This is a genomic window from Fibrobacter sp., assembly GCF_017545445.1.
Lineage (GTDB): Bacteria > Fibrobacterota > Fibrobacteria > Fibrobacterales > Fibrobacteraceae > Fibrobacter.
Window position 1 is genome coordinate 45,764 of sequence record NZ_JAFWOM010000069.1, and the last position, 24,136, is coordinate 69,899.

Here is a 24,136-nt window from a genome sequence, read left to right on the forward strand (position 1 = left end):
AAGGCTTTCGATTTCTCGAATGCCAATATAGACAATATAATTTCTAAAAGAACGAAAAGAACGTGGTAAACAAAATTTTCTAAAAAGCCGATTTCTGTTATTAGGTGGGGACTTTTGTCATTCTTGACCTTGTCATGCCGGATTTATTCCGGCATCTCCTTTTTTGCCGTCATCCTGAACTTTGAAACAGTCATCCTGGAGGGAGCGCATGCGACCGATAGGATCCAGAGAATTTGAAATTGAGATAGTCATCCTCGACCGTCAGGGAGGGGATCCATAATTTCTTGTTTATATTTATGTTGGATATTTTTTTTGTGTTTCCTGTCGGTTTGAGAAATGACAAGAGAGGGATTTTATGATGGGTGAAATTAATAGACTGATTGGTGTTGTGATGGTTGCACTCGCATGCGTATGCATGTGGGGGTGTTCGGATGATGTGTCGTTTGAATGGGAAAGAACTCGACGCAATGCTAAAGTTGTCGGATTTGTTGATGACTCATTGGTGATGGTCGGCGATTATCGTTTTTGGTTGGAAGTCACGGATTCATGGAATGGCGAGCACCTTGAAGAATCTGGTGCTGGTAATCCACGTTTGTGTGTCTATAATTATCGCGTTCAAGAGGATGGGCCGAGATGGTGCGATTCTGTGGCGGAGCGGAATAATTCAGGGCGGTTCGGTGGACAGATGACCGATTCGATTATTTGGGGTGGTGATTTTACAGCTAAAATGAGATTATGGAAAATTGGGGAACAACCGCATGAAATTGCTATAGCGAGAAGGATAGAGGATGGATGCTCCGGTATATTTAAGATAACTTCCGTAAAACAGTGGCTTGATGGAACGTTTATCGGACGAGGGGATAAATCGTTGAATGTGGGTGGAGATAGTTGTCAGTATGCAGTTTTGGATACTCTTGCAAGAATGATTACTTACAAACGTCTTGATCAAGATTTGGAATGGATTAAGAAATGTAATGATGTGAGAGCGAGGGGTGATGATGTGTATTGTGTAATTTTGGATGATGAAGGTGAAAATAGTGTTGTTTTGAAAAATGAAAATGATACAATCCCTGCACCTCGAAAATTTGCAATTGGCGGTTTTTGGGGCGATATGATTAAAATGAGCGGAAACATTTGCAATATAAAAAATGATAAAATTACTTGTTCTGATGTAGTATGGTATGGTAATGAATTAAAGTTTTATCAGAATGGTGAAATTATAGTTGATTTGAATTAAATATTTAATAGGATAAATTATGAAAAAGGTGCTGTTGTTATTTTTTTTTTTGCCATCATGGGTTGGTCTGTTCCCAAGCCAATGGAATCTATTGACTAACAACTATAAACTAATAACTATAAACTAATTCCAAAAAGGGCTCGCCAATCGGCGGGCCCTTAATGTTGGAGGTGTATGAAGAAAAATTAGAACTGCTCGAAGAACTTGTGGACTTCTTCGGGGACCCAAGTGCTTTCCCAGTTCCAGCCGACGCCCATGTTACCGGTGTCGTGGGCGGTCCACTGGTGGTCTCCGGGCCAGCTGCACCATTTGACTGGGAAGCGTTCATCGACGTTCTTGAAGTCGTAGCAGACGTGTCCGGTGTTACCGTTGACTTCTTGCGGTTTTTCGCTGCTGGCGTCGGTGAAGTCGCCGTTGGCATCAGCCTTGCCGTTGCGCTTGAGGATTCTCGGGAGGGCGCTGTTCTTGGCGCGGTTGTAGTCGCAACGACCGTCGTTCTTGCCGTGAACGTTCATCCAGGCAATGGGCAGGTTTTTCATATTGTTGCCTTCGGGGAGCCAGATGTTGTAATCGGCCACAGCGTAGGTGGCGGCGGCACGGACGCGGTGCTGCATGTCCTGCATCAAGGAGTAGCTGAACATGGCTCCATAGCTAAAGCCATTAATGAACACGCGGCTGGTATCGATGCAGTAGTTTTCGTTCAAGGTCGTGAGCGTCTGGGCGAAGAAATCATGGTCGCCCTGGCCCTTGTTCCACAAGCCTCCTATAGCATCCAGCGAGACGAAAATGTAGTCGCCGTTCTTGTCGAGCACCTGCTGGCCGTAGTACGGAGTCGGATGGTCATAATCTGCGGCGTGGTGCACGAAGTCCTCGCCATTGCTGCCGTAGCAGTGCAGCGCAAAGAGCACCTTGTGCGGCTTCTTGTTGTCGTAGTTCTTGGGCAGGGTGATAAAGTATTTGCGGGTGTCGTTTCCGACTCTAATCTCGAATTGGTCGCCGTTTTCGACGCTCTTGACTTTTCTCAACGTGGAATTGGTGCCGCAGCCTTTACTCGGGGTCGGATCGTTCTTCAATGCGTAACCGAATTTGAATGTCGGTGCGGGAGGAACCGTTTTCGTGAGCTTCACGTTGAGTGTGGTGTCGAGAGTGCCCAGCGGCACCGTGAGCGTATCGAAACCTTCGGCGATAAAGCGGATAGCTTCGTCTTTTTGAGCGTCCTTCATAAGGGCGGCTGCACTTGCAGAGCCGAAAGAGCTGCTGAAGCTACCGTCTGTCGTGAACTTGAAATTCTGCTTGGCACTGCCGACGGAGACTTGTGCGAAATACGTGCCTTGAGATTTGATGCCCTTGCTCAAGTCAAACGTGCCGGAACCCTGCAAGGATTTCTTGAAAACTTGATGGCCGAGCGAATTGAAAATCTTGACTTGAACAGGCTGCGAACTGCTCTGGTAAGAGAGTATGCCGTTGTTGATGTTCACGTAACCGACTTGATTTCTGAAAGCCGGGGAGATTGCTTCAAGAGAATCCTTCTCGTCTTCGTGGATGGTGAATTTGCCCTTGTCGTCGGTCTTTGCAGTCTTGCCCTCTTTGAGGAGGCTTACCGAGGCGTCTTTGATGGTCTTGCCGTCTTCGTCAGATACGGTACCCGTTATGGTGTAAGCTGATGCAAATCCGCAGAATGCCAAAAGGCACGCTGTCGTAAAAACATGGGATGACTTGATAATCATGTGGACTCCTTTTTTCCCAAATACCCCTAAATGGTAACACACCCATTATGAATTAATTTATAATGCGATGGGGCTAAGGTCTCACGCCGAACGTTCATGCCTATGGACGAATTGTCTATAAAAAGATGTTTACAGTAAAAATATGGACTCGCCGCTATTCTGAATTATGATTAGAATAGACGTCATTCTGAGTTGATTATGATTGGAATAGACGTCATTCTGAGTGAAACGAAGAATCCAGTGAAGTCTTGAAAGTTACGACAAGAAATAACTGGATTCAGGATGACGGTACAAAAAAACGGCTTCCGGGGAAGCCGTCTTTTGGTAGAGAGCTGATTATGAAATTCGATTAGAACTGTTCGAAGAATTTGTGAACTTCTTCGGGAACCCAAGTTTCTTGCCAGCCGGCACCGACGTTCATACTGCCGTTGTCGTGAGCGGTCCACTGGTGTCCACCCGGCCAGCTGCACCACTTGACCGGGAAGCGTTCGTCAACAGTCGTGAAATCGTAGCAGACGTGTCCGGTATTGCCGTTGTTTTCCTTGGGCTTTTCGGCACTTGCGTCAGTGAAGTTCCCGTTGGCATCGGCCTTGCCGTTACGCTTCAGGATTCTCGGGAGGGCGCTGTTCTTGGCGCGGTCGTAGTTGCACATGCCGTCGTTCTTGCCATGAACGCCCATCCAGGCAATCGGCAATTTTTTGGCGTCATAACGGCCCGGATTTGCGGATTCTGCCGGCAGCCAAATGTTGTAGTCGGCGGTTGCATAGACGGCCACGGCGCGGAGTCTTTCTTGCATGTCCTGGGCGAGGGAGTTCGTGAACATAGCACCGAAGCTAAAGCCGGTTGCAAAAACGCGGGTCGTGTCGATGCAGTAGTTGTCGAACATCGCGGTAATCATCTCGTCAACGAACTGGTGGTCTTCCTTGCCATTCCATGTTCCGTTGTCATTGCCCTGCGGAGCAATAAAGATGTAGTCGCCGTTCTTGTCCAGATTCTGCTGGCCATAGTACGGAGTCGGATGGTCGTAGTCCGGAGAATGGTGCACAAAGTCTTCGGCTTTAGAGCCCATGCAGTGGTTTGCGATGAGGAGCTTGTGGGCCTTGGTGTTGTCGTAGTTCTTCGGCAAGGTGATGAAGAACGTGCGGTTCTTGCCGCCGACATTCAGATTGAATTGCTCGCCATTTTCGACCTTTCTGTTCGATTTCAACGTAGAATTCGTGCCGCAACCCTTACTCTTGCGCGGTTCGTTCTTCAAGGCGTAACCGAACTTGAACGTCTGTTCAGCCGGGGTGCTTGCGGTGAGCTTCACGTTGAGAGTCGTGTCAAGCGTGTTGAGGGCGATCGTAAGCGTGTCGTAGCCTTCTGCGATGAAGCGGATGGCTTCGTCTTTCTGCGCTTCCTTCATCAAGGCGTTTGCACTTGCAGAACCGAAAGAGCTGCCGTAAGTGCCGTCAGTCGTGAACTTGATCGTTTGCTTTGCACTGCCCACGGAAACTTGTGCGAAATAGGTGCCGCGTGCTTTGATACCCTTGCTCAAGTCATACGTGCCAGACCCCTGCAAGGATTTCTTGAAAACTTGATTGCCAATCGAATTGAAAATCTTGACCTGCACCGACTGCGAACCGCTCTGGTAAGAGAGAATGCCGTTGTTGATGTTCACATAACCGACTTGATTTCTGAAAGCCGGATGGATCGCATCGGAGGTATCCTTTTCGTCTTCGTGGATAGTAAATTTGCCGTCTTTGTCGGTCGTGGCAGTCTTGCCTTCCTTGAGGAGGCTTACCGAAACGTCCTTGAGGGCTTTGCCTCCGTCGTCGGAAACCGTACCTGTTATGGTATAAGCTGATGCGAATCCGCAGAATGCCAAAAGGCACGCCGCAGTCATAATATTAGGTGCTTTGATTGTCATTGATACTCCTTTTTTCACCAAACCTCTCTAAAAACGCACTCTTACAAACCAATCTAAATTGTAATACGAATAATGTTTTGTAATGAATCCATGCGGCTATGGACGATTTGTCTATAAAAAGATTTTTACGTTTTCTGGTTCTGTATATGCCGACCCCGGAACACTTCGGCGTAGCTCAGTGTATCGCGGTGTCCGGGGTGACAAATGAAAAACGGCACACAGCCATTCAGCGTGGATTATGATAGGGACAGTCGTCATTCTGACCCTGTAAGGGGAAGAATCCAGTGAAGTCTAGCATGTAACAACAAGAAATGACTGGATCCTTCGGGCTTTCAGCCCTCAGGATGACGGTCGTGGGTGGCGCGTCAAGATGACGAGGTGCAAGTGGTGTCAGAATGACGGTCGTGAATTGCGTTAGGATGACGGTACAAAAAAACGGCTTCCGGATGGAAGCCGCTTTTAGAGAGCTGATTATGAAATTTGTTTAGAACTGGCCGAAGAATTTGTGGACTTCTTCAGGAACCCATGTGTTCTGCCAGTTGCCGCTGTCGTAAGCCGTCCACTGGTGCTGTCCGTTCCAGCTGCAGAACTTGACCGGGAAGCGTTCGTCAACTGTCGTGAAGTCGTAGCAGAGGTGACCGCTGCCGCCGACTTCCTTCGGGACTTCGCTGCTGGCGTCGGTGAAGTTTCCGTCTGCGTCAGCTTTTCCGTTGTTCTTGAGAATTCTCTTGAGGGCGCTGTTCTTCGCGCGGCTGTAATCGCAGGTGCCGTCGTTCTTGCCGTGCACGGCCATCCAAGCAATCGGCTTGCCTTTGTTCGTCGGCAGGTAGATGTTGTAGTCGGCGGTTGCAAAGACTGCCACGGCGCGGATGCGATCCTGGAAGTCCTGGGCGAGGGAGTTGGTGACCATGGCGCCGAAGCTGAACCCAGTCACGAACACACGGGAGGTGTCAATGCAGTAGTTTTCTTCGAGGAGCGTGAGGAGTTCGCCAAAGAAGATGTGGTCCTTGTCGTCACCGGTGCGCCACGGCATGAAGTCGGTATCGCCATGCGGGGAGACGAAGATGAATTCGTTATTCTTGTCGAGCTTCTGCTGGCCGTAGTACGGAGACGGATGGTCCTGGTTTCCGCTCATGGTGGCGAATTCTTCGGCGTTACTGCCCATGCAGTGCATAGCGAAGAGAATCTTGTACGGCTTCTTGTTGTCGTAGTTCTGCGGGAGGCTCACCCAGAAATCGCGGTTGAGGCCAGCGCTAGTCATCTTATAGTTCTTGGCGCCGCTCTTGGTTGCGACTTCCTTGAGCGTGGAGTTGGTGCCGCAGCCCTTACTCGGAGTTGGCTCGTTCTTCAATGCGTAACCAAATTTGAATGTCGGTGCCGGAGGCTCGATCTTCTTGAGCTTCACGTCGAGAGTCGTGTCGAGCGTGCCGAGAGGGATGGTAAGCGTGTCGTAGTCTTCGGCGATAAAGCGGATCGCTTCATCCTTTTGCGCGTCCTTCATGAGAGCGCTTGCACTAGCCGAACCGAAAGAGCTTCCGTAGCTGCCGTCCGTCGTGAACTTGAAGTTCTGCTTTGCGCTGCCGACTGTTGCCTGTGCAAAGTAGGTGCCTTGGGCGGAGAGGCCCTTGCTCAAGTTGTACGTGCCGGAACCACGCAAGGTCTTTTTGAAAACCTGGTTGCCAAGAGAGTTGAAAATCTTGACTTGAACGGGCTGCGAGCTGCTCTGATAAGAGAGAATGCCGTTGTTGATGCTGATGTAGCCGACTTGGTTTCTGAAAGCGGGAGAGATGGCTTCGAGAGTATCTTTTTCGTCTTCGTGGATTTTAAATTTACCGTCTTTGTCGGTCTTTGTGGTTTTGCCTTCCTTGAGGAGGCTTACCGAGACATCCTTGAGAGCCTGGCCTTGATCGTCCTTGACGGTTCCTTCGACCGTGTAGGCGTAAGATGTAGTACATAATGCCGCAATAAATGCAGCAGAAATAAATGAAAGACGTTTCGCTTTCATTGAACACTCCTTTTTGAAATCCAAATATCTCTTTGGACCCACCTTAACCCATCTATAATTTATTTTCATCATGGCGATGAATCTTCAATGTAAATATAATGTTATGGACAATTTATCAATAGAATTTTAGTTTACAGAATAAAAAAACAGAAAAAATAAGGTATATGGTCTGCTGCTTAGCAGACCTTGCTAGAAAACAACATTTTTAACGGATTTTATTGTCTTTTCCCTATCCCCTCAACCTGTACAGCACGCACGCAATGTCGATGGCGCGCGGGAGGCTCATTTCTCGGCTCATCCCTTGCGGCAAGTTGCGGAACCCGACATTCCTGATTTTTTCGCAGAGAGCGTTAATGCATTCCATGATGGTCGCGGGTTTTGAGGATTCGTTATTGCTTGAACCGTTTACGGGAGCGTTGTTGCTTGCCGCATTTTGGCAAAGATTCAGCAACATGAAGCCAGCGCCAAATCGCTGTTGCCTATCCACAAGCGCCCCTGCTTTGGAAGTATCCGAAACGAGGAACCCAATTTGCAACAACGTGTCGCCTGAAATTTTCACCTTGACTTGGCGTTCTACGGCAGAAGCGGGTCGAAGCCCCGGAAGCAATGGTTTAACGTACTCCGCAAAACTGCGGCATTGCGGTTCTACGAACGTGGGCAATCCCGGCACGATTTTTGCAGCAACATCGGTGCTGTCCCCATCGACTGTTCCGCTAGCGATTCCCGCAGCTACGCCATTTATCCTCGCGCATTCCGCCTTATACGATGTCATGACGATAATGTTGTCGGCCAAGTCCAAAAAGTCACCGCAAGCACCCGCTACTAGGATAAAGCTACGCCCCTGGATCTCGCGGATGCGGTCCGTCAGTGGGATTAACGGTTCGCGGTCATCTCCCAAAAGCTTCCTCACTCGCACATCGCGGATTAAAAAATTCACCGCCGACGAGTCTTCGTCAATCAAAAACGCGTCGCTGCCCGCTTCCATCGCTTCCATCAAGTTCGCGGCTTCGCTTGTCGAGCCTGATGCGCAAGCTGTTGTAAAGTTCTTCGTCGAAATTCCGCCCGGCAAGTCGCGCACGAACGGCGACAAGTCCGTTCCGCGAACGCTGCGGCCATCTTCGACTCCCACGCGCACCGCCGATTCGCTTATGACAATGCCTTCGCGACCATCTCCCGGAACATGCGGGTAAACAGCTTTCGTCAAAGCTTGCAAAAGCGTCGATTTTCCATGGAACGCCCCGCCGGTAATCACCGTGATGCCTTTCGGGATTCCCATGCCGCGAATCTCGCGACCGCAAACGTCAAGCGTCACTTCCATTTCCGCAGGAGCCTTAAACGGAACGGCCCCGTCCATCGGCAGTTCGCTCAGTCCCGACGCACGCGGGAGCACGGCTCTATCCGGTACGAACGCGCAAAGACCGCGCTCCTCAAGTTGTGACAAGATTTCCTTGCGTTCTGCAAGCACGCGGTAATATTCCAAAAGTTCAGGCTCCACGCCCTCCGGTTTCGACTCGTAAGAATTGTATAACCCCGCCGACACCAAGTCCGGGAGTACCATCGTCAGAATCTCGGCGGCATCTTCCGCCTGGATTTTACGTCCGTCGCCTGGCAAACGCACTTGCAGGCAAGCCCGCAATTCGCCGTTATCGACCCACAGCGAATTGCGCACTAGCATTTCAGGTCCAGCGGCGTCAAAAACGATGGATGCGTCCTTGCCGGGATATTTTTCGCGTACCACTTTACCCAGTCTGCGGAATAGAAAATCGCTCAAGGCCAAGCGACGCTCGAAAGTGCCGCCCCATTCGCTAGGATAGCCGAGCATCTGCAAGCTGGATTTTATCATTATGCGGGATGCCGGTGCATATGGGTCGCCCTGCACATGGAGAAAATCCAGCACAAAGTCCCCAAAGTCCCACGACCTGTCCGCGAGGGACTTGTAAAGCCCGTAATTTTTCCCTTGTAAACTGCGAATTTTTTGGTAAAGCGCTTTCATACGCAAAAAAGTAGTTAATCTATACCAAATATTTACGTACTTTTTACGGCACTTTAACACTTATTGTGTAAAAAAAGAATTAAATTCTTAGAGTCGAATAATTCATGTACAAGCCAAACAGGAGTTTCTCCCATGAAAAAGCTTTATATTTTTGCCTTGATGATGGCATTCCTCTTTACTTCCGCCGTCGCAGACGACGAAGATCCACCTCCGCGTGGCAAGTCCGCAACCATCAATATCATCACTGAACCGCCTAACAGCGACGTGTTCCTCGGCGGTGAACCTCTCGGTAAGAGCCCGATTAAGGACAGGGAAGTCAAGTCTGGCCGTCAGACGCTCGTCGTCATTGACCAGGGCTTTGAACTTGTCAACAAGCGCGTGAACGTTTGGCCGGGTACTGACACTCGCAACAACTTCGACTTCAGCACCAAGATTCCGAAGGGTCATATCAAGATTACGACGAATCCGCCGCGCTGCATTATCTTTGTCGATGGCGAACAGTCCGACAAGACCGACGGTGCAGAACTCGTTGTCCGCAACCTCGATGCCGGCGACCACACGGTTCGCGCCCAGTGCAGCAACCGTAAGAGTGCAGAAACGCTTGTCACGGTCAAGGGCGAAGAAACTATCGATGTTCATCTGGATGCAACGACTAGCTCCGGCAAGAAGAAGAAAAAACGCTAATCTTCGATTCGATAGCGAACGAAAAAATCTTTTTTCAAAGAACTCTCCTTTTGGGGAGTTTTTTTTGTATGTTTATAACAAATCATTTAACTTATCATTCCAATTAGGAGTATATAATGTCAAAAATTTGGATTCTCGCCCTTTGTGCAAGCATCGCCCTTCTTTCTGCCTGCTCTAGTGGTGGCGGTAAAAAGGTTACCCGTCTTGACGCCAACGAAGTCACGGACCTTTCCGGCAGCTGGAACGATACCGATTCCCGCCTTGTCGCCGAAGAAATGATCAACGATTGCCTCGGTCGCCCGTGGTACAATGATTTCGCTGCACAGAAGGGTTCTGTGCCGACTATCGTGATTGGCAAGGTCCGTAACAAGAGCCACGAACATATCCGCGTCGAAACGTTCATCAAGGATATCGAACGCGCCCTCATCAATTCCAGCAAGGCTGAATTTGTTGCGAACGCCAACGAACGCGAAGACCTACGCAATGAACTTGCCGACCAGCAGGGCAACGTCACCGACGAAACACTCAAGGATGCCGGCATGGAAATTGGCGCAGACCTCATGCTCACCGGAACCATCAACTCCGTCATCGACCAGGAAGGCGGCGAACAGGTGGTGTTCTACCAGATTGACATGGAACTCACCGACATCCAGAGCCACCGCAAGGTCTGGATTGGCGACAAGAAAATCAAAAAGTACATGTCCCAGAGCAGCGTGAAGTTCTAGTTTACTAGCTATGAGGTCGTGCTTCGCACTTTGGGCACGCTTCGCTTTGGGCTGTGGGTACTCGTAAACTCGCAATGAGGCCGCTCCACGTTGAGCTTTTCTAATTACAAAAACCTCATACCCCAAGGCACGTGGTTCGACAGGCTCACCAACCTTAGCCGAGCCCATACCTCATACCTAATACCTTAACGGCTCGCAACTACGCGAGCATTTTTTATATAGATTTACCAACATGAAACGTTTATTCCTACTTCTTGTATCTGTAATTCTTTTCACGGCCTGCGCCAACAAGTCCATCACGCGGTACGAATCGCTCGCCCCTGTCTTTGAAAACGAAGGGTGCGAAGCCGCTATTGCCGAAATCAAAAAGCAGAAAGATGATTTGTATGGAGATAAGAGCGAGTTTCTCTATTACTTTGACCTAGGTACGCTGTACCACTACAATGGAAATTACAAAGAGAGTGCAGAAGCTTTTGCCAATGCTGAAAAAATTTATGACGACCTTTATACGCGTTCTGTCACGAACGAAGCCGCCGCCATCGTCACTAATGACAACATCCGTCCGTACAGGGCCCGCCCCTTCGAAGTGCTAGCCCTTCACGAAATGCAAATCATGAACTACCTTGCCCAGAAGGATATCGACGGTGCTTTGGTCGAGGTGAACCGTGCCCAGAAGGCGATGACCGGGCTTTATCAGAAGGATAGCGACAAGACGAACGACAACGGATTCTTGCGCTACCTCTCCGCTATCGTCTATGAAATGGCGGGCGAACCTGATGAAGCTGCAATCGCCTATTACAAGACGGTCAAGGCTTACGACGAGAACATCTTGAACCTCCCGAAAGAAGCTCGCGAATTCATCATCGAAAACTTAAGACGTGCCGACCGCGTAGATGACATCAATGCGCTCAAGCTCGACAATTCGATTGCGACTCCCAAGGCGACGGCGGCTCACGATCTCGGTCAAGAAATCATTGTGATTGGCTATGCCGGCCACGGCCCTATTCTCAATGAACTGAGAATGTCGGGCACCTACGTGAGCGGTGGACTTTTGAACCTCACCTACAAAGACAGCAAGACGGGCAAGACTCAAAGTACGACCGTGAATGCAGTTCCTGTCGAAGGAGCCTCCAACGGCCAGACTTTCCACATCAGCATTGCTCTCCCCGAGGCGTACTCTTTCAGAAGCCAGGTCAATCATTTCAGCGTTTCCGTCGATAACCAGGCTATCGCTCGCCCTGAAAAGGTGATGGCGCTTGACAAGGAACTCGAAATGAACCTCAAGGACGATTTTACGAATACCATGACTCGCACGGCAATCCGCGTTGTTCTCCGCACGATAGCTTCTCAACTAGCAAAGAAGGCTATGAAGACGGACAACTCTCTTATCAATCTCTTCACGAGCATTGGCACCGATGTCGCCCAGAGCCAGCTCGAAAAAGCAGACCTCCGCATAGGGCTTTTCTTGCCGAATTCCTTCCAGATGACGAGAATTCCTGTTGAACCGGGTTCACACCAGGTGACGGTCGCCGCCGAAGGCGATGCCGGGAACACGGTCAAGGTTTATGATTTCGGTAGCGTGAACGTGAAAAAAGGCGAAAAGAAATTCATATTTGTGCCTGCGGTCAAGTAGTTGAATGCAAAAAACGCGAAAAAGCAACATTTTTATGAATTGTAAATACCTTTTTTCTAAATAATTATTTAGTTTCAAGGCAAAAACATTTCAAGGAGAGAAATCCATGAACTTCAAAGTCATTTTTGCTGCAGCATCTTTGTTTGCTACCCAGGCCTTCGCTATCGCAGGCATCGGCTTCCACTACAGCCCGAACGTCGGGACCACTCTCAAGAGCGGCAAGCAAGCCCCATTGAAGGTCAATGACAAAGAATATCCAGTCGAATTCAGCCATGGCGACTTTGACTACATTCAAGGTTTCGGCTTCAAGGCTTGGATCGATATCCTCCCGTTTGTCGATGTCGAAGGCACGTTCAACATCCAGTTCGCGTCTTATAACGCCACCCTTTGGGCCGATGGCGAACCGCATCGCTTGGAAATCGAACTCGGCGGCACCCCGTTTGCAAAGGCTACACCGAAGTTCATCGCCATGAACGCCGACATTTCTGTCACTAAGCCGTTCTCCATCCCGCTTTTCCCGATCCGTCCGTATGTCGGTGCCGGTCTTACCATTTATTGGAATACGTTCATCTTGAACAATGCGTTCGTGGAAGGCGTTCTTGAACGTTCTGGCAAGGATCTCTCCGGTAGCAGTGCAAAGGAAATCGCCGATGCTCTTGCTAAGAATGTTGTCGATGCCGCCAAGGACAAGGGCCTCAACAAGAGCGTTGGTTTCCACTTGCTCGCAGGTGCCCGCTTCAAGCTCCCGATTATCCCGATTGCAGCTTACGCAAACGTCAAGGTGTATCTCGGCGGTGAATACGATAGCGATATCGATGCCGGTCACGTTGCATTTGAACTCGGTGGCGGATTTGCCCTCTAATACTTTAATTTTGTATAATACTTTTAAAAACGCAGGTTAGAAGAGAGTAGGAATCAAGAATGACTCAGAATACAAGCAGCACGAACATCCTTATCATCGAAGATGAAATTGCCATTGCCGAAGGTCTCGTAGATCTCTGCGAACTCAACGGCTACCGTGTCAAGCATGTCATTGACGGCGAAAGCGGCCTTGCCGAAGCGCTTTCTGGACAGTACGGACTTGTACTGCTGGATCTTATGCTTCCGGGCATGGACGGCTTTACCGTTTGTGACAAAATTCGCGAAAAGGACAAGAGCCTTCCCATCATCATCCTTTCTGCAAAGAATTCGGATGACGATATCATCAACGGGCTCAAGTTCGGTGCCGACGATTACATCCCGAAGCCGTTCTCCGTGCCGATGCTCCTTGCTCGTATTGAAGCAGTGCTCCGCCGTAGCCGCCAGACGATGGAAAATGAAGGCAAGCTTGTAGCTGGGAATCTCCGCGTGAATTTCCGTGAATACACTGGCGTCCGCGGTACGGAAGAGCTTGCGTTTACTCGTAAGGAAATCGAAATTCTTGAATACCTTTGGAACAACCGTGATCACGCCATTCCGCGTTCCGAACTCCTCCGCAAGGTCTGGGGTTACGAAAATGCGGAATCCGTCGATACGCGTACGGTCGATATCCATATCACCAAGCTCCGCAAGAAAATTGAAGATGATCCGGCTCATCCGAAACTGCTCGTCACGTTCCGTGGCGAAGGTTACCAGATGCGTTCGGCTCCAGAATGCGAGAAGTCCGTATAAACAAGCTAACTACATACCTCTCTAGCAAGTTCAAGTCTCTCCGGAAACTTGTTCTTGCGTCTAAAGATCGTCTCATTTTTGTGGCGATTTTTGTCGTTATTGCGATTCCCGTAATCGTACTTTTAAGCCATTCCTACGCACAACTGCAAACGTCGTCGCTCTTCGGTTACAAGGAGCACGCGTTTTCGGTGTTGCAGAACGTGAACAAGAACATTACGGCGGACTTGGCGATTGAAGACAGGCGTTCCTATGCCGACTACCGCTTTATCCGTGCTGTTCCTGTGTTTGGTGGCGAAGAAATCACGATGTCCGAACTGGCGGAGTTTCCGCTGCGGAGCCATTATGTGGGCTTAGTCGGGCATTTCCAGCTTGACCCGTCCGGCAATCTGAGTACGCCGGTGCTCCCTGATGGTGTTCTTGAAAGCATTCCCATGGTGGATAAAGACAAACGCGTGGCGATTCGCAATAAAATAAGCGAAATCCTCAATGTGTCGGGATTCTCTGCGATTTCGTCTGCGACTACGATTGTTCAGTCCTCTAGCAGTGTAGAAAATAATGCTGATTCGACAATCAAGAACGATAGCCGCCTTATTGACCAGATTTACAAGCAAGACCTCGATATTGCAAGTTCGCAGAGAAAGAAGAAAAGCAGCAAGTCGCGAGTCGAACAAATTACAAAGACCGGGGACTTTGCATTCGGAGTCGAATCCACAAAACTCGATACGACGGGTCTTCTCGTCCGTTTAATTAATACGGAAACGACTCGTTCGATGGAAGCGGAAATCGACTTCTTCCAAGCAATTGTTGATTCTAATTACATTATATTCCACCGCACGGTTAGGCGTGGTCTAGATGTGTTTATTCAAGGTTTCATTGTTGATGCTCGTGCTTACCTCACGAACCTTGTCAAGAATGAAATCGAAAAGTACAAGGGCGTCACGAAAGGGACTCAACAGGATCCTCTGGTGTTAGCGTTTTATCATAAGGGAAAATCTTTTGTCGCCTTTGGTGAACGCAATAACGTTACGACGGAGCTTTTATCGGAACCGTTGCAAGCGCCACTTTCGGAAATCACGTTCAAAATGTTTACTACGCAAAAAGCGCCCGGCGGTGAATTTGTCATATTCATCGGACTGTTGATGCTTGCGGTGCTTGCGATAGGCCTTATTTCCATCTATCACGTGACGCAAAGCCGCATGAAACTTGCTGCCAAGCGTCAGGACTTCGTCTCTGCCATTACGCACGAACTCAAGACTCCGCTTACCGCTATCAAGATGTATGCGGAACTGTTGCAGAGTTCCTGGGTCGCGAACGAGGAAAAGAAACAGAAATATTACGGACAAATTGCAAGCGAAGCCGACCGCCTTTCGCGACTCATCCAGAACGTGCTGAACCTCTCCAAGCTCGATGGCAACCGTTGGAATGTGCAGCTCCGCATGGACAAGCCCAAGAGAGTTTTGGATGACTTTATATCGACTTACAGCAAGAACGTCGAAAAGCAAGGTTTCTCGCTTACCGTTTCCTCGGATACCGATGCAGACAACATCAGTCTCATGATTGACCGCGATGCCATTATGCAGATTCTGATGAACCTTGTCGATAACTCGCTCAAGTTCTCGAAAACCGCCGATTACAAGATGGTCAACGTCGAGCTTCGAATCAAGGATACGGACATGTACCTCGCGGTCCGCGACTACGGTCCGGGCATTCCGCCTTCGGAGATGAAGAAAGTCTTCCAGGAATTCTACAGAGTCGAAAACGAAATGACGAGGCAGACGAGTGGCACGGGCATCGGGCTTTCGATGGTCAAGAAATTGTGCACGCTGTGCAACATGACTATTGAAATTGAAAACGCGAACCCCGGCCTACGTACGAAAATACACTTCCCGTCGTTGTCGATTTAAGTGGTTAGTGATTAGTGGTTGGTGGTTAGGAACGTCATCCCGGACTTGTTCACTTTGACTACTTGCAGTTGACGCTTCGCGTCAGCAATTTCGGCTCAATCATAAAATCAAGCAAGCTTGATTTTGCGATACTCGCCTTGAATGCTATTTAGTGCTTAGTAGTCATGGTCCGCGAATGGGGACGGGATCTGTTTTTTTTTCATCCTTATAGCTCGTCGCTTATTGTTTATTGTCCATTACTCTTAGCCCAAACCCATTTACTATATTTTTTAGGAGTTCCGCTTTAAGCAGGAATCCAAAAATTCAGGAGATGAGGCATGACTCAGGACGATATTATCAAGAATCCATCGGATTATGATCTTTCTATCGAAACAGTGGGCAAGGGAACGCTAAAGTCCCCGATGAACGGCGTTCCGTTCGTTTCTGAAAATGACAAGGTCAGCTTAACAACAGATATCAATCTCATTTCCGATTACCTTGCGAAGGGCATTCCAGTGCCTTCTCTCGAAGCCGCTGGCCCTCGCGAGACGATTTTCCACGACCCGGCATGGACGCGTGCGGGCATTGTCACGTGCGGCGGCCTCTGCCCCGGTCTTAACAATGTCATCAAGGGCCTTGTGCAGGTGCTCTGGTTTGATTATGGCGTAAAGAACATCTTCGGTATCCCTTACGGCTATCGCGGTTTGAACCCGAATTACGGTTATTCTCCTATCGTGCTGGACCCGGATGTCGTCGATGCCATCCAAGAAGACGGCGGTACGATTCTTGGAAGCTCCCGTGGCATGCAGGACCCCTCCGTCATGGTCGATACGCTCATGCGCTTGAACATCAACATGTTGTTCTGCATCGGCGGTGACGGCACGCTTCGCGGGGCACATGCCATTGCCGAAGAAATTAAGAAACGCAAGCAGCCTATTTCCATTATTGGCATCCCGAAAACGATTGACAACGACTTGAACCTCATCGACAGGACTTTCGGCTTTGAAACGGCTGTGCTCAGTGCGACTGACGTGATTACAAGTGCTCACATCGAAGCGAACGGCGCCTACAACGGTCTTGGACTCGTGAAGCTCATGGGCCGCGATTCCGGATTTATCGCCGCATACGCATCGCTTGCAACGACGGTCGTGAACTTCTGCTTGGTGCCGGAAGTTCCGTTTGAACTCGAAGGCGAAGGCGGGCTTTTCAAAGCTCTCGAAAGCCGTTACGCGAGCGGCAAGACGCATGCCGTGATTGCTGTTGCCGAAGGTGCTGGTCAAGAACTTTTCAAAGATCAGGAAGAACGCCGCGATGCCAGCGGAAACGTGTTGAAGAACGATATCGGTGAATTCTTGACCCGCAAAATCAAGGAACATTTTGATAGCGTCGGGAGAGAAATCAACATTAAATACTTTGACCCGAGCTACATGGTGCGTAGCATTCCAGCCAAAGGCACGGACGCGATTTTCTGCTTCCAGCTAGCTGAAAGTGCAGTACATGCAGGTATGGCCGGCAAGACGGACATGGTCGTCGGCAGCATGAATGGGGCGTTTACGCATGTTCCTATAGAATACGCGGTCAACGAACGCAAGAAAATCAACCCGAACGGAACGCTTTGGCACGCCGTTCTTGGAGCAACGCGCCAGCAAGACTACTTCTCCGGCAAGGGCAAACGCAGCAAATAACCATCAAACCATTTATACATTATGCTAAAAAAAGAAGAAAAAGTCATTATCCGCACAGCCTTGATGGAATACCGCAATCTTTTGTTTAAGACGTTCCACGGAACCGACGAAGAAAAGACGCGTATTGCCATGGTGAACAAACTCCTCCAGAACTGGAAAGTTTAAAATACATGAAAATTGCACCCAACATATTTCTCGTTTTGCTTTTTGCCGTAGGCCTTGCCGGTGCAAACGAACATTTGCATTTGGCGGATTCCTGCTATGCTGCAAGAGCGTTGCATGCAAGTGGTGTCAAGGCAAATCCCAAAAATGCGGAAATCATGAAGGACGCGTACAAAAAGGCGATGGAGGACCCTTCTGTGCTTGAAAAAGCGACCGAAGGTTACGTCAAGTCGCTGTATTTTTCTTTCAGGTTCGTCAATTTTGATAAGAACCTGCGGAAGGAAAAACTCGACAGCCTTAAAATTGTGAGCGAATCTGCTTACAATAAATTCCCCAAGAACAAAGAAATTGCACATGTGTATGCAAGTGCCCTTTCGATATGGGGGAACGAACGCGGTGCCCTCACTTCGGTAAAAGAAGGGGTTGCCACAAAAGTTCGCGATGTCGCTACCGCTGCCGAAGACTGGCAAGTTCTCGGGCGTGCTCATACTGTCTTGCCTTACGTCCCTGTTATCTTGACATGGCCCGATTCCAAGCTTGCAGACAAATACCTCAATCTCGCACTCGAAAAGAACCGCAAGGACGTTTATAATTATTACTACCTTGCCGACTTTTACAACAGACAAAAGCGCTATGACGATGCTGTGGAACTGATTGTGCAAGGAATGGACTTGAGCATTCGTCCTGGATTTGTCTTTGAAGATAAACGCGGTCGTTGGCATTTACAAGAACTTTGCAAGACGATTTATAGCAAACAAAAGAAAAAATTGTCGCCAAAACATTTGGAAGACTGCGAAAAAATACAGAAAAAGTCTGAAACTGGAAAAACGTAGCAGTTGTTTTGCCTTTTTTTAAAATGTAAATAAAATTATCCATTACCAATAAATTTTAGTATATTACAAAAGAGACTAAAAGGAGGAGTGGATAAATGAAAATCTTCAAGACATTAATAACGACAATAGCGGCTTGCACCGCATTGAGTGCGTCATTTGCATGGGCTGACTTGAAAAAATCGCAAACGGGCGATGACGTTTGTTCACCGAAAATCCACTTTAAACTCCCTAAGGGCTGGTCTGATGCCTATTTGATGATTGCTGGACAAGGAATCGCCTTCCCGAAACCTAGGCTGGGTGACAACGGCTGGACGATGCTTGATCTCGGCAACACAAAGACCGACGACGACTCCTATTTCTACATCAGCGGTGTCAACAAGAACGACTGCTCTAGTGGTAAGTGCGTTACAAGAAATGGTGTCAATGTAAGGCCGAATAACGCAAGGATCGAGGGCTTTTCTTGCAAAGATGTCGGGGCAGATGGTGAAATTTGGATACAGGAGCTCCCGGATTCACAAAAAGAAGGTCAAGTTTATGTAACCACGCAAAAACCGAACATCAAAGAGTTTTACGTTTTCTTGCCTGAAACAGCAATGTGGTATGCAAGCATGCCCATCATTGAAGAAGATGGCAAACCTCATGAAATGGAAATTGATGCCGATCACTGCGGTTGGTACGTTCGTCGTTATGTCGATGAAGCGCTTCCCCAAAGCGTAATCATCTATAGTAAAAATGATTCTGGTAAAAAAAGAGCGATTGGCATGGGCGGCGAGAAAGCTTTAAACGAAGGCAAGGCGGCGGAACCGATTGTGTTGGCGGACTTATTTGAACTTTTCAAAACAGACCGTGATTATCATGACGCTGTTTATTTCTTGGCTGACGAAAAGCAAGCAGATGCCCTTGGCAGTGACACTTATGGTTGGTCTGCAGTACAGCCAATTGGCGCTGTTGGCAATTGTTCGTTTGTTACAACATTCATCATCTACGATACCGATGCCAGTTTGCATCCGTCGTTCTCTTGTTGGGGTCAAGGTGGCGAAGGTTGCCAAGCTGCAAGCGGAACGGCTGCACAAGGCGTCGATAAAGCGACCGCCCTTAAAGCTATCAATGATTGCATGGGCGTTACCACAGGCATTGTCGAATCAACACTTGATTCGAAAACGAAAAAGCCGAAACTTTCGGCTGCGGGTAAGAAATGCTTTATGGACGAAAAGTATTTCAACCAGCTATTCAATTACACCGAAGGCGTGAACGAAATGAGCTGTTACGACATGCAGTTTAGTCTTTCAAAAGATGGCAAATGGGAATTCGACTCCGATAATATCGCAAGCTACGGTCTTAAAACTCCTGTTAAAGGCGGTTTCTATCCTGTAGAAGCAACGTCAGACAAAGATCTTCGTTATGCGGATTCTCTACAAAAACCGCTGCCAGCCGCACGTACAAAACGGACGGCCGAAGGTCCTGTATATTGGGGACCGGAACTCCGCAAAACGGACCCGGCTGAACAACTTCCTGTCATCAATCTTTTCTGCAATGGTGCTGGCTGGGATAAAGGATTTAACTGCAATGGGCTTTTTGCCGATGGCGAAAGCACAGAAACTTTTGTGAAGGAAAAACTGAATCTTGATCCGCAAGCCTGCGTGTTTGGCTGGAGTTGCGATGACGATGCTTCCGCTCCCGAAGGCTGGTCTGTTTATGCTATCGGCACGGAAACTTCAAGTGCTCAGGCTCAAGGCGAAAACGTCACGCACCGCTGGACATCTGAAGTCGGTAAAGATGGTAATGGAGGCCGCAATCAGCATTTCTGTGCAGAAACTCACGCGACATTCCGCTTTAGCAAAGGGCAGAAATTCAGCATCAGCGGAAACGACGACATTTGGGTGTTTATTGATAACAAACTTGCTATTGATATCGGAGGCACTCACTTAACTGCACCGGGGTACGTCGATTTGGATAAGTTTATGCCCAATGCCATTGTGGATTCGCTTTACGATATTGACATTTTCACCTGCGACCGTCGCACAACATCGAGTAACTTGAGCATCAAGACGAATATACCCCTTGCAAATACAGGAGATATTCTTGAATCTCTAGTAGATTCCAAAATTACCGATTCCTTGGCAATGAATGAAAATTATCGAATCGGTTATAAGAAATCTTTACCTTGTATAGCATCTCCTAGAGACGCAAAAATTATTGAATACAAGCCCAAAACCCACATTTCAGAACCAATTAGATTCATATTCACTAAAGACAAAACAGGACAAGATTCCACCCAAATACTTATTAGTGAAGCTGACTTTGAGGCCAATCCAAAGCAGTTCTGCGAAGGGGACGTTTGTGGTATTAACGTTAGCACACCGGATACTCCAATAATTAACGATGAAAAATTGAAACAAGTCTATGCCCCTGGCGAATATTACCTTGTCGTTAAAGTCGGGGACCATACGATCGCTATCGATGTCGATCTTGAAAATACGATGGGTGTCGCAAATCGTAGAATCGCACTCGATGCTCCGTCATTCAATATTTTGAAAATGGGAACGCTTGAATTTGCAATTGTGACAAGCGAACCGAACAACGCAGATCGTTACGCTGTCATGGACATGAAGGGGCAAGTTCTTTCCGCCGGAACGTTAAACAGCAACGAAACCCGCATAAAGGTATCGACTGCTGGCGCATACATCGTGAAAGTTGGATCAAAGTATAAGCAAGTCCATATGAAGTAGAAACGAACTTACAGAATTCAAAGATTAAAAATCCTAGTGTTCACTGGGATTTTTTTTCTTTTTAAGGGAATGTTAGAGAAGTCTCAGGGTGACGGCGTGAAGGTCTTATCCGTGAGCAACAAAGCTCCGGGGAAGTATTCATGGGCAGTGATTGGTGATGATGAATATGCTGCTCGAGATTGTTGTAAAGTGGTGTCTGGAAAATGTATAGATTATCAGTATTTTGAAAATATTGGCATAAAATTATCAAATATCAATACCCATATTTTCAAGCAGCTTCACATTCATGAAATTGTAGCGAGACGTGATACGAGAATGTTGAATCCTTATTATGGTTATGCGTCCTACAGATATTCTTGGGATGGTTCGCTCGTTCCTGATGGTCGTTATGCGATTTCCATTGAACATAATGGCGCTGTCAGTGGCGTGAACATCCTTCTGAAATAAAAATGATTAAATTGGCCGTAAATGATGCGTTTGTATCATTTACGGTTATTTAATTAGTGTTTTATGTGGTTTAAAATCGTAAAAATTTTATTTTTTTTTAGATTTTTGTATCATTGTATATTGACATTTGATAATTTTGAATGTATATTCTTTATCATGAAGCCAATTGTCGAATATAATGATTACCGAGCCTATATGGCGGACTTTTACGAAGAACGTAAGAGAACTTCAGCTTTTACGTGGCGCGAGTTTGCGAAGGTTGCCGGGTTCACGTCACCCTCGTACTTGAAACTCGTTTGTGATGGCAAGAGCAGCCTCAGTCGCGTGACCATGAACCGTGTTGCAGTTGCTATGGGGCTTGTCGGCTATGAAGTCGAATATTTCGAAGCGATGGTGAATTTTGGTAACGCCCAAAAGGACGATGCTAAAAAAGAATATCTTGACAAGATGATGTCCATTTTGGTCGCGAATAAGGTACGCGTGATTGACGAAACCGCATTCGAGTATTACGACAGCTGGAAAAATCCGGTTGTGCGAGAACTTGCGCCTATGATGCCGGGTGCCATGCCGGGAGAAATCGCTAAAGCATGTACGCAAGATATCAATGCGTCTGAAGTCCGCAAGTCGCTCACCTTCCTTGAAAAAACCGGATTCCTCAAACAGACGGATGAAAACGTCTATGAGCAAACGGACAAGGCCGTGGCTGGTTCCAAGGAGGCTTTGCCGCTTGCCATCCGCATGATGCACCGCGAGATGGGACGGCTCGGAATCCAGTCCATCGACGAATTTAGTCCCGAAGAACGAAACGTTTCTGGCGTTACGTTAGGCGTAAACCGCAAGGGCTACGAAGAAATCGTGAAAGAACTAGACGCATGCCGCAAGAAGATTATTTCGATAGCGGCGAATTGCGGAAAGCTCGACCAAGTTTACAGATTGAATTTACAGTTTTTCCCTTTATCCAAGAAAGTCAAGGAAAAGGCGGAGGAGTAATATGGATAAGAAACTTTATGCGTTATACGCTGTCGTATTTTCGCTGACAATGCTTGCTTGTTCGAACGATTCTATTTCGGGATCGTCTGAAGATCCGAATGCAGTGACTGCTGAAAACCTGTCAAGCGGTTTTGATGTTAATATTTCATCATCTGCGGTTCTGCCTGAAATGTCATCAAGCTCTTCGGCGAAAAATCTCTCAAGTTCTTCTAAATACATCCCAGTCCTCTGCAAGGCTAGTGTCGATTGGGGTTATGATGGATGTTTGATAAAGCCACCTTCAGGGGACGGTGATTTGTGGTCGTATGGTCTAAAAGTAAAAACGGACGCTTATGCAGATGACCCTTCCAAATTTGGAGAACGTGCAGGAGAGTTTTTTGTAGAGACAGATTCTATCGAAGGTGGAGAAACTAAACTCTATTGGTTTGGGTCTGATAGAAAACCTTCTAACTTTGAAAGTTGCAGCCTTGAAGGTTACATTCATGCTAATGTTGTGTGGAATAAAGGAAATCTTCCCTATGAATTGGGTCATGATCCATATTTCAATATCGGCTTTTATGTAGCAGGTTTTGATTCCAATGGTAACGCGATGTCAGCGGATATCTCGAATTGGAACGGAATGTGTTTTGTTTATTCTGGTACAACGAACCCAACAGTGCAACTTGATTTGGGTGATTCTATCAATAAAAAATTGGGGAATGCTTTGCCGTCAGTGACTCTGTTTAACAAACAGGAACCGCAATGCTTCGAATGGAAGGATTTCAAACAACCTGCCATGGAGAAAAAATATGAAGTTATTTCTGGCGAAGAAGCTGCAAAACATGTGGAAAAGGTCATTTTCCATTTCCAAGCTCTACCAAGAGAATCTTTTGGCGATGCTGGGGATATCCTCATTTTGGCTATTGGCACAAATAGAATAGATCCAAATCAATCTAGTTCTTCATCCGTCCAATCACCTAGTTCTTCGGAAAGCGACCCGTGCAAGGAAAGGGGCGGCAAGGACTGCGTTGTCAGTGGACACGGAGACCTTTGGTCTCCAAACAGTTACTACGTAAATACAAGGCTATATACGGATGGCACATCTAAATATGGAAACGACCGTTCCGGTTACTTCTTCTTTGAAGATGGTTCCGCAAAAGGTGCTGAAACATGGTTTGAATTTTATGGAACAGACGAAGTCATTACCGGAAGTACTAAAGATGGGCGTCCTCGTTACTACGTAATTGATAATTTGTCTGCTGGTTTGGATCTTATGAAAGGAAGCATGGACAGTGATCCGTTTTTTGATATCGGTTTTTATGTAGCCGGTTTTGATACAGATGGCAAAATGCTTTCAGCCAACATCCAAAACTGGAACGGAATTTGCGTTGTTGCTAATTATGAAGGGTCTAACGATATAAGGCTTACGATGCAAATGGATCTTGGGAATTCAATCAACTCTAAAATAGGCGATGCTTTGCCGGAAGTGGTTCTTGAAAGCAGTGATTCGACTCAATGTTTTGAATGGAATCAATTCAAGCAACCCACTACGAATAAAGAACACGAAATTATTTCTGGCGAAGAAGCTGCTAAACATGCAGCTAGAATAATATTCCATTTCCAAGCATCTTCAGATGACGACCTTGTCGTGTTTAACATATCGGCTATCGGCACGAACAGGGATGATTAAGTTACCGCCTTTGGCGTAATGTAATCAGAGCCTCAACAACCGACCCCGGCATCCGTTCGACAGCGCTCAAAGCTGGCTCTAGCCGGGGTGACAATGGACAAATGAAAAATACTAATGTCTTTTACTATATTTTTTACAAATAAGTTACAAATCACCCCTTGCCGGCATATTCAAA

The 24,136-nt window shown here is 47.6% G+C and carries 18 protein-coding genes; 14 read left to right on the forward strand and 4 right to left on the reverse strand.

Going from position 1 to position 24,136, the window contains the following annotated elements; all coding sequences use genetic code 11:
* Positions 1 to 355: 355 nt before the first annotated feature.
* Positions 356 to 1,237: a hypothetical protein gene (locus IKG78_RS07980; protein WP_290942047.1), complete on the forward strand. Its 882-nt coding sequence runs from the start codon at positions 356 to 358 to the stop codon at positions 1,235 to 1,237.
* Between the two features lie 185 nt (positions 1,238 to 1,422).
* Here IKG78_RS07980 and IKG78_RS07985 read toward each other — a convergent pair whose 3' ends face one another.
* The 4 genes from IKG78_RS07985 to IKG78_RS08000 all read right to left on the reverse strand — a co-directional run bounded on the left by IKG78_RS07985 (position 1,423) and on the right by IKG78_RS08000 (position 8,871).
* Positions 1,423 to 2,964 carry a T9SS type A sorting domain-containing protein gene (locus IKG78_RS07985; protein ID WP_290942050.1) on the reverse strand — a complete coding sequence of 514 codons (1,542 nt, stop codon included), beginning with the start codon at positions 2,962 to 2,964 and terminating at the stop codon, positions 1,423 to 1,425.
* A 349-nt stretch (positions 2,965 to 3,313) separates the two neighbouring features.
* Complete coding sequence (locus tag IKG78_RS07990) at positions 3,314 to 4,873, reverse strand: esterase (protein ID WP_290942053.1); 1,560 nt, start codon at positions 4,871 to 4,873, stop codon at positions 3,314 to 3,316.
* A gap of 484 nt (positions 4,874 to 5,357) precedes the next feature.
* On the reverse strand, positions 5,358 to 6,878 hold the full coding sequence (locus IKG78_RS07995; protein ID WP_290942055.1) for an esterase: 1,521 nt from the start codon (positions 6,876 to 6,878) through the stop codon (positions 5,358 to 5,360).
* Between the two features lie 229 nt (positions 6,879 to 7,107).
* Positions 7,108 to 8,871 (reverse strand): ABC-ATPase domain-containing protein, encoded by a 1,764-nt coding sequence (locus tag IKG78_RS08000; RefSeq protein WP_290942058.1) that lies wholly within the window; start codon positions 8,869 to 8,871, stop codon positions 7,108 to 7,110.
* Positions 8,872 to 9,003: 132 nt separating this feature from the next.
* On the opposite strand from IKG78_RS08000, the gene IKG78_RS08005 reads away from it, so the two are divergent.
* From IKG78_RS08005 to IKG78_RS08065, 13 genes are all read left to right on the forward strand, one after another.
* Positions 9,004 to 9,555 carry a PEGA domain-containing protein gene (locus IKG78_RS08005; protein WP_290942061.1) on the forward strand — a complete coding sequence of 184 codons (552 nt, stop codon included), beginning with the start codon at positions 9,004 to 9,006 and terminating at the stop codon, positions 9,553 to 9,555.
* 116 nt (positions 9,556 to 9,671) lie between these two features.
* On the forward strand, positions 9,672 to 10,280 hold the full coding sequence (locus tag IKG78_RS08010; RefSeq protein ID WP_290942063.1) for a penicillin-binding protein activator LpoB: 609 nt from the start codon (positions 9,672 to 9,674) through the stop codon (positions 10,278 to 10,280).
* Between the two features lie 232 nt (positions 10,281 to 10,512).
* Positions 10,513 to 11,913 (forward strand): hypothetical protein, encoded by a 1,401-nt coding sequence (locus IKG78_RS08015; protein ID WP_290942066.1) that lies wholly within the window; start codon positions 10,513 to 10,515, stop codon positions 11,911 to 11,913.
* A 106-nt stretch (positions 11,914 to 12,019) separates the two neighbouring features.
* Positions 12,020 to 12,775, forward strand: coding sequence for a hypothetical protein (locus tag IKG78_RS08020; protein ID WP_290942068.1), 756 nt, complete (start codon positions 12,020 to 12,022; stop codon positions 12,773 to 12,775).
* 59 nt (positions 12,776 to 12,834) lie between these two features.
* Positions 12,835 to 13,563, forward strand: coding sequence for a response regulator transcription factor (locus tag IKG78_RS08025; protein WP_088630058.1), 729 nt, complete (start codon positions 12,835 to 12,837; stop codon positions 13,561 to 13,563).
* Positions 13,545 to 15,467 (forward strand): HAMP domain-containing sensor histidine kinase, encoded by a 1,923-nt coding sequence (locus IKG78_RS08030; protein WP_290942072.1) that lies wholly within the window; start codon positions 13,545 to 13,547, stop codon positions 15,465 to 15,467. Before IKG78_RS08025 ends, IKG78_RS08030 begins: the two co-directional genes overlap by 19 nt.
* A 317-nt stretch (positions 15,468 to 15,784) precedes the next feature.
* Positions 15,785 to 17,131: an ATP-dependent 6-phosphofructokinase gene (locus IKG78_RS08035; protein ID WP_290942075.1), complete on the forward strand. Its 1,347-nt coding sequence runs from the start codon at positions 15,785 to 15,787 to the stop codon at positions 17,129 to 17,131.
* A gap of 21 nt (positions 17,132 to 17,152) precedes the next feature.
* Positions 17,153 to 17,296, forward strand: coding sequence for a hypothetical protein (locus tag IKG78_RS08040; RefSeq protein ID WP_173388867.1), 144 nt, complete (start codon positions 17,153 to 17,155; stop codon positions 17,294 to 17,296).
* Positions 17,297 to 17,301: 5 nt separating this feature from the next.
* Positions 17,302 to 18,126: a hypothetical protein gene (locus IKG78_RS08045; RefSeq protein ID WP_290942078.1), complete on the forward strand. Its 825-nt coding sequence runs from the start codon at positions 17,302 to 17,304 to the stop codon at positions 18,124 to 18,126.
* A 95-nt stretch (positions 18,127 to 18,221) separates the two neighbouring features.
* Complete coding sequence (locus IKG78_RS08050) at positions 18,222 to 20,855, forward strand: fibro-slime domain-containing protein (RefSeq protein WP_290942080.1); 2,634 nt, start codon at positions 18,222 to 18,224, stop codon at positions 20,853 to 20,855.
* A gap of 111 nt (positions 20,856 to 20,966) precedes the next feature.
* Entirely contained in the window at positions 20,967 to 21,302 is a 336-nt protein-coding gene (locus IKG78_RS08055; RefSeq protein WP_290942083.1) for a hypothetical protein, read from the forward strand.
* Positions 21,303 to 21,458: 156 nt separating this feature from the next.
* The gene (locus IKG78_RS08060) at positions 21,459 to 22,292 is read left to right on the forward strand and encodes a TIGR02147 family protein (RefSeq protein ID WP_290942085.1); all 834 of its coding nucleotides are present in this window, start codon (positions 21,459 to 21,461) and stop codon (positions 22,290 to 22,292) included.
* 1 nt (position 22,293) lies between these two features.
* The gene (locus IKG78_RS08065; RefSeq protein ID WP_290942088.1) at positions 22,294 to 23,961 is read left to right on the forward strand and encodes a hypothetical protein; all 1,668 of its coding nucleotides are present in this window, start codon (positions 22,294 to 22,296) and stop codon (positions 23,959 to 23,961) included.
* The last annotated feature ends 175 nt before the right edge of the window (positions 23,962 to 24,136 follow it).